Genomic DNA, 7,338 nt, shown 5'->3' on the forward strand with positions numbered 1-7,338 from the left:
GTCCGCCCCGCGGGGCTGTGCGCGGGCCCCCGCGCGGGGCTGTGCGCCGGCTCGCGGACGGCGTCCGGGATCGGCTCGTCCGGTGTCTCCTGCGGCGGCCCGTGCGGTGTCCGGTGCTCTGGTCGGTGCTCCGGCCGGGCGTCTGTGGTCGTCACGCTGTCACCCCCGTGATGCGTGTGGTTCGCGGTGCCCGCAGGTCTACCGGTGCCTCCGGCGGCCCGCAACGCCCGCCGCCCTCTCCCGAGCGGCACCGCGAGATTCACCTATCCGGGTGACTCCCGCGGTCCGGCCCCCGGCCGGAACCCCCGCCCCGCCTGCGGCGGCCGTCGCACACGACGCCGTCGCGCTCGCGCGCGGGCAACCCACTCGGACGGGGGACCGCGGCCGTATAGTTCGCCCATGCGCGTGTACGTCCCCCTGACCCTGCCCGGCCTGGCACGGGCGCACGAGGCCGGCGAGCTGGGCCCGGCGCCGCTGCTGGCCTACGCCGTGACGCCGGCGCTGCGCGAGTGGTACGTCTCCGACAACCTGGAGGAGCTGGAGTACGCGGCGCTGACCCGGGCCGCCCAGGCGTCGCTGCGGCTGCTGGCGCTCACCCCGGCCCCCGGCGCCCCGCCGCGCCGGGTCGTGTACGTCCCGGAGCTGCCGGACGGCGCCGCGGCGGCCGACCCGGACCGCGGGCTCGACCCCGCCGCGGTCGGCGAGGTGCGCGTCGGCGCGGCGGTTCCGCTGAGGCTGGCGGCGGCGGTGCACGTGGACGCGGACGACGCGGCGGCCGACGTCGCGGCGGCCGTGGCCGCACTCGGCGCCGCGGACGCCGGCGGTGCCCTCGACGAGGACGCGCGGTTCACGGTCGACGGCGCGGAGGACCACGAACTGCTCTGGTACGGCGTACAGGAGATCGGGAACCTCGTCGGCTGAGCGGCCTTCCGGCCCGGTTGTCACACCGGCCGGTTACCGTTCTGGGGTGCGTACACATCTCGTCTGGGACTGGAACGGCACCCTCTTCCACGACATCCACGCGGTGATCGAGGCGACGAACGCCTCGTTCACCGAGCTGGGCCTGCCCCCGATCACCCTGGAGCGCTACCGCGAGCTGTACTGCGTCCCGGTGCCGCGGTTCTACGAGCGGCTGATGGGCCGGCTGCCGACGCCCGAGGAGTGGGAGGTCATGGACGAGGCGTTCCACCGGCACTACTGGGTGCGGGCCGAGGAGGCCGCCCTCGCCGACGGCGCGGCGGAGCTGCTGGCGCAGCGGCGGTCCGCGGGGCAGACGCAGTCGCTGTGCTCGCTCGCGCCGCATGAGCAACTGCTGCCGATCGTGCGCTCGCACGGCATCGCAGACCACTTCGTCCGGATCGACGGCCGCACCGGCCCGTCCGACGGCGGCAAGACGACGCACATGGTGCGCCACCTCGGCGCGCTGCAGGGCATAGACCCGTCCCGCACGGTCGTCATCGGGGACGCGGTGGACGACGCCACGGCCGCGCGGCACGCGGGCGTACGCGCCGTGCTCTACACCGGCGGTTCACACAGCCGGGCCAGCCTGGAGGCCGCGGGCGTCCCGGTGGTGGACAGCCTGGCGGAGGCGGTCGCGGCCGCGGACGAGCTGGCGGCCTAGCCGCGGCCGGACCGGACGTACGCCCCGGGGGTGACGTTCGCCACCGGTGAACACCGCCTTGCTCCGGGCCATACGGAAGCCTTTAGTCCAGGTGAAGGCCGCATCTGCAGGCTGGAGAAGCTGTGCAGATCGGCAAAGAACCGGCGCTGTGTTTGTACACATTCGGACGTGGACGCCGCCCGGTGCCAAGGAGATAGGTTAGTGGGCGTGATCAGCCCGATATCCCACCGGGGCGACGGGGGTGGGGCCCGAGGGGCCCCCACCGCGTTCCTCCCGGCGTCGGCCGGCGCCGGGGGCACCACCCGGGGGACGGCTGATCGGCGAAACCGGTACCGCCGCCGGATGATGGCCGGAAGCGGACCGGCGCCTTTCCCCGTTCCGGCACGCCGCCGCGCGAGGCCCGGAGTCATCCGGGCCGCGGCGCCGTGCCCGCCGTCAGCAGGGCCGGGGAGACCTCCCGGCCCACCAGAACCGTCACGCAACGGCGCGCGACAGGAGCCTGAGGACCATGCAGACCAAGCTGGATGAAGCCAAGAACGAGCTGCTCGCGCGCGCCGTGCGGGTGGACGGGACGGGTGAGGGGGGATTGGCCCCCGACACCCTCGACGCGTACCTCCAGCGCTACTACCTGCACACCGCGCCCGAGGACCTGCTCGGCCGCGACCCGGTCGACCTCTTCGGCGCGGCGCTCTCCCACTTCCGCCTGGCCCAGAACCGCCCGCAGGGCACCGCCAACGTGCGCGTGCACACCCCCACGGTCGAGGAGAACGGCTGGACGTCCAGCCACAGCGTCGTGGAGGTGGTAACGGACGACATGCCGTTCCTGGTGGACTCCGTCACCAACGAGCTGTCCCGTCAGGGACGCGGCATCCATCTGGTGATCCACCCGCAGATCGTCGTCCGCCGGGACGTCACCGGCCGCCTGCTGGAGGTGCTGGACGCCGGCCGCGACCCGAACGCCGCGCCGCCGTACGCCCGCGGTCTGGAGGACCTGCCGCACGACGCCGTCATCGAGTCGTGGATCCACGTCGAGATCGACCGCGAGTCCGACCGCAGCGACCTCAAGCAGATCACCGCCGACCTGCTGCGGGTGCTGTCCGACGCCCGCGAGGCCGTCGAGGACTGGCAGAAGATGCGCGACTCCGCGCTGCGGATCGCCGACGACCTCGACGAGGAGCCGCTGCCGGACGACATGCCCACGCAGGAGGTCGAGGAGGCCCGGGAGCTGCTGCGCTGGCTCGCCGCGGACCACTTCACCTTCCTGGGCTACCGCGAGTACGACCTGACGGTCAACAGCGACGGCGAGGAGCTGACCGCCGTCCCCGGCACCGGCCTCGGCATCCTGCGGGCCGACCCCGCCCACGCCGCGCACGCCGAGGACGACGGCAAGCCGCAGCCCGCCTCCGAGTCCTTCCACCGGCTGCCGGCCGACGTCCGCGCCAAGGCCCGCGAGCACCGCATGCTGGTGCTCACCAAGGCCAACAGCCGCGCCACCGTGCACCGCCCGGCCTACCTCGACTACGTCGGCGTGAAGAAGTTCGACGCCGACGGCAACGTCGTCGGCGAGCGGCGCTTCCTCGGCCTGTTCTCCTCCGCCGCGTACACCGAGTCCGTACGCCGCGTGCCCGTCGTCCGCCGCAAGGTCGCCGAGGTCCTCAGCCGCGCGGGCTTCACGCCCCACAGCCACGACGGCCGCGATCTGCTGCAGATCCTGGAGACGTATCCGCGCGACGAACTCTTCCAGATCCCCGTCGGGGAACTGAAGTCCATCGTCACCAGCGTGCTGTATCTGCAGGAACGCCGCAGGCTGCGGCTGTTCCTGCGGCAGGAGGAGTACGGGCGCTACTACTCCGCCCTCGTCTACCTGCCGCGCGACCGCTACACCACCACCGTGCGGCTGCGCCTCATCGACATCCTCAAGGAGGAGCTGGGCGGCACCTCCGTCGACTTCACCGCCTGGAACACCGAGTCCGTCCTGTCCCGGCTGCACTTCGTCGTCCGCGTCCAGCCCGGCACCGAGCTGCGCGAGCTGACCGAGTCCGACGTCCACCGCATCGAGACCCGCCTCGCCGACGCCTCCCGCTCCTGGAACGACGGCTTCAACGAGGCGCTCGTCGCCGAGTTCGGCGAGGAGCGCGCCGCCGAGCTGACCCACCGCTACGCCGGCGCCTTCCCCGAGGGCTACAAGGAGAACTTCGCCCCCCGCACCGCCGTCTCCGACCTGCAGCACTTCGAGAAGCTCAGCTCCCGGGGCGGCACCGAGACGTTCGCGCTCAGCCTGTACGAGCCGGTGGGCGCCGCGCCCAACGAGCGCCGGCTGAAGGTGTACGGGGCGGGCGCGCCGTTCTCGCTCACCCGGGTGCTGCCCGTGCTGCACAACCTCGGCGTCGAGGTCGCCGAGGAGCGGCCGTACGTGCTGCGCTGCGCCGACGGCTCCGACGCCTGGGTGTCGGACTTCGGGCTGCAGTTCCCGCCGTCGCAGAACGGCGGCGGCCTGGAGGTCGGCGAGGACGCGCGCGAGCGCTTCCAGGAGACGTTCGCCGCGGTGTGGAACGGCGAGGCGGAGGACGACGGGCTCAACGCCCTCGTGCCCGTCGCCGGGCTGACGTGGCGGCAGGCGATGGTGCTGCGCGCGTACGCCCGCTACCTGCGCCAGGCCGGCTCGAAGTTCAGCCAGGCGTACATGGAGGACACCCTCCGCACCAACGTGCACACCACCCGGCTGCTGGTGAGCCTCTTCGAGGCGCGCATGGCGCCGGAGCGGCAGCACGCCGGGCGGGAGCTGACCGACGGCATCCTGGAGGAGGTCAACGGCGCGCTGGACCAGGTGGCCTCCCTCGACGAGGACCGCATCCTGCGCTCGTTCCTCACCGTCATCCGGGCCACGCTGCGCACGAACTACTTCCAGAACGACAAGCACGGCCGCTGGCACTCGTACCTGTCGCTGAAGCTCGACCCGCAGGCCATCCCCGGACTGCCCGAGCCGCGCCCGGCATACGAGATCTGGGTGTACTCGCCGCGCGTCGAGGGCGTCCACCTGCGCTTCGGCAAGGTCGCGCGCGGCGGGCTGCGCTGGTCCGACCGGCGCGAGGACTTCCGCACCGAGATCCTGGGCCTGGTCAAGGCGCAGGAGGTGAAGAACACCGTCATCGTCCCGGTCGGCGCCAAGGGCGGCTTCGTCGGCAAGCGGCTGCCGGACCCGTCGGCGGACCGCGACGCCTGGCTGGCCGAGGGCATCGCCTGCTACAAGACGTTCATCTACGGCATGCTCGACATCACCGACAACCTCGTCGGCGGCGAGGTCGTGCACCCCGAGAACGTCGTACGGCACGACGAGGACGACACGTACCTCGTCGTCGCCGCCGACAAGGGCACCGCGACCTTCTCCGACATCGCCAACGAGGTCGCCGTCTCGTACGGCTTCTGGCTCGGCGACGCCTTCGCCTCCGGCGGCTCCGCCGGTTACGACCACAAGGGCATGGGCATCACCGCCCGCGGCGCCTGGGAGTCGGTCAAGCGGCACTTCCGCGAGCTGGGCGTGGACTGCCAGACGGAGGACTTCACCGCCGTCGGCATCGGCGACATGTCCGGCGACGTCTTCGGCAACGGCATGCTGCTCAGCGAGCACACCCGGCTGGTCGCCGCCTTCGACCACCGGCACATCATCGTCGACCCCGACCCGGACCCGGCCGTCTCCTACGCCGAGCGCCGCCGGCTGTTCGAGCTGCCGCGCTCCTCCTGGGAGGACTACGACACCGCCAAGCTCTCCGACGGCGGCGGGGTGTTCTCCCGCAAGGCCAAGGCGATCCCGGTGAACGCGAAGATGCGCCGGGCGCTCGGCATCGCCGACGGCGCCGCGAAGATGACCCCCGCCGAGCTGATGAAGGCGATCCTCCAGGCGCCGGTCGACCTGCTGTGGAACGGCGGCATCGGTACGTACGTGAAGTCCTCGGCGGAGGCGCAGGCCGACGCCGGCGACCGGGCCAACGACGCGATCCGGGTCGACGGCGTCGACGTGCGGGCGCGGGTCGTCGGCGAGGGCGGCAACCTCGGGGCGACGCAGCTGGGGCGGATCGAGTTCGCGCGCCTCGGGGGCCCCGGGGGGCAGGGCGGCAGGATCAACACCGACGCGATCGACAACAGCGCGGGTGTGGACACGTCCGACCACGAAGTGAACATCAAGATCCTGCTCAACCGGCTCATCGACGACGGCGACATGACCGTCAAGCAGCGCAACCGGCTGCTGGAGGAGATGACCGACGAGGTCGCCGCGCTGGTCCTCCGCAACAACTACGCGCAGAACACCGCCCTGGCCAACGCCGTCACGCAGGCCCCCAGCCTGCTCCAGGCCCACCACCGGTACATGCGCAAGCTGAGCAAGGAGGGCGCGCTCGACCGGGATCTGGAGTTCCTGCCCACCGAGAAGCAGATGCGCGAACGCCTCGGCGCGGGCCTCGGCCTCACCCAGCCCGAGCTGGCGGTGCTGCTGGGCTACACGAAGATCACCACGGCGGAGGAACTGGTCGCCACCGGGCTGCCCGACGACCCGTACCTGGAGCGGCTGCTCTTCGCGTACTTCCCGCGGCCGCTGCGCGAGCGCTTCCCCGACCAGATCCGCACGCACGCGCTGCGCCGCGAGATCGTCACCACGGTGCTCGTCAACGACACCGTCAACACCGGCGGCACGTCGTTCGTGCACCGGCTGAAGGAGGAGACCGGCGCGTCGACCGAGGAGATCGTCCGGGCGCACACCGCGGCCCGCGCGATCTTCCACCTCGGCGACTTCTGGGACGAGGTCGAGACCCTCGACAACGTCATCGCCGCCGACGTCCAGACCCGCATCCGGCTGCACTCGCGCCGGCTGGTCGAGCGCGCCACCCGCTGGCTGCTCAACAACCGTCCGCAGCCGCTGCAGCTGGGCGAGACCATCGACTTCTTCAGCGAGCGGGTCGCGCGCGTCTGGGCGGCGCTGCCGAAGCTGCTGCGCGGCGCGGACCTGGAGTGGTACGAGCGGAACCAGAACGAGCTGACCGACAGCGGCGTCCCGGCCGAGCTGGCGCAGCGGGTCGCCACGTTCTCGGCGGCGTTCCCGACGATGGACATCGTCGCCGTCGCCGACCGCACCGGACACGGGCCGCTGGACGTCGCGGAGGTGTACTACGACCTGGGCGACCGGCTGCACATCAGCAAGCTGATGGGCCGCATCGTGGAACTGCCGCGCGCCGACCGGTGGCAGTCCATGGCCCGCGCGGCCATCCGCGAGGACCTGTACGCGGCGCACGCCCTGCTCACCGCGGACGTGCTGTCGGCGGAGCCGGACGCGGGCGACGACACCGTGACGCCGGAGCTGCGCTTCAAGACGTGGGAGGGCAAGAACGCGGCGATCCTGGGCCGGGCGCGCACCACGCTGGAGGAGATCCAGAGTTCGGAGTCGTTCGACCTGGCGAACCTGTCGGTGGCGATGCGGACGATGCGCACGCTGCTGCGGACGAACCGGTAGGGGAGGACGGCGATACGGGTCATACGGCGAGGCGGGGCGCGGTGGGGCGCGGTGGGGCGCGGCGCCGGGGCGCGGCGGGGCCTGCGGTGACGCTGGTGTTGCTCGAAGGCCGCGGCGGGCGAATGACGTAGTTTGTCCCGCATGGGGCAGACAGCCACGGACCAGCCGCCGCCGCGCGTCGGCCCCGCTACGGCGTCCGTCGTCGCCGCGTACCGCC

At 72.4% G+C, this 7,338-nt stretch carries 3 protein-coding genes; all 3 read left to right on the plus strand.

Going from position 1 to position 7,338, the window contains the following annotated elements:
* Positions 1-399: 399 nt before the first annotated feature.
* The 3 genes from ABD317_RS31295 to ABD317_RS31305 all read left to right on the plus strand — a co-directional run bounded on the left by ABD317_RS31295 (position 400) and on the right by ABD317_RS31305 (position 7,121).
* Complete coding sequence (locus ABD317_RS31295) at positions 400-921, plus strand: DUF6912 family protein (RefSeq protein ID WP_344294332.1); 522 nt, start codon at positions 400-402, stop codon at positions 919-921.
* A gap of 46 nt (positions 922-967) precedes the next feature.
* Positions 968-1,621, plus strand: a complete 654-nt coding sequence (locus tag ABD317_RS31300; RefSeq protein WP_344294334.1) for an HAD family hydrolase — start codon at positions 968-970, stop codon at positions 1,619-1,621.
* Between the two features lie 508 nt (positions 1,622-2,129).
* The gene (locus ABD317_RS31305; RefSeq protein WP_344294336.1) at positions 2,130-7,121 is read left to right on the plus strand and encodes an NAD-glutamate dehydrogenase; all 4,992 of its coding nucleotides are present in this window, start codon (positions 2,130-2,132) and stop codon (positions 7,119-7,121) included.
* The last annotated feature ends 217 nt before the right edge of the window (positions 7,122-7,338 follow it).

The sequence above is a fragment of the Streptomyces synnematoformans genome, assembly GCF_039531005.1.
GTDB classification, from domain to species: domain Bacteria; phylum Actinomycetota; class Actinomycetes; order Streptomycetales; family Streptomycetaceae; genus Streptomyces; species Streptomyces synnematoformans.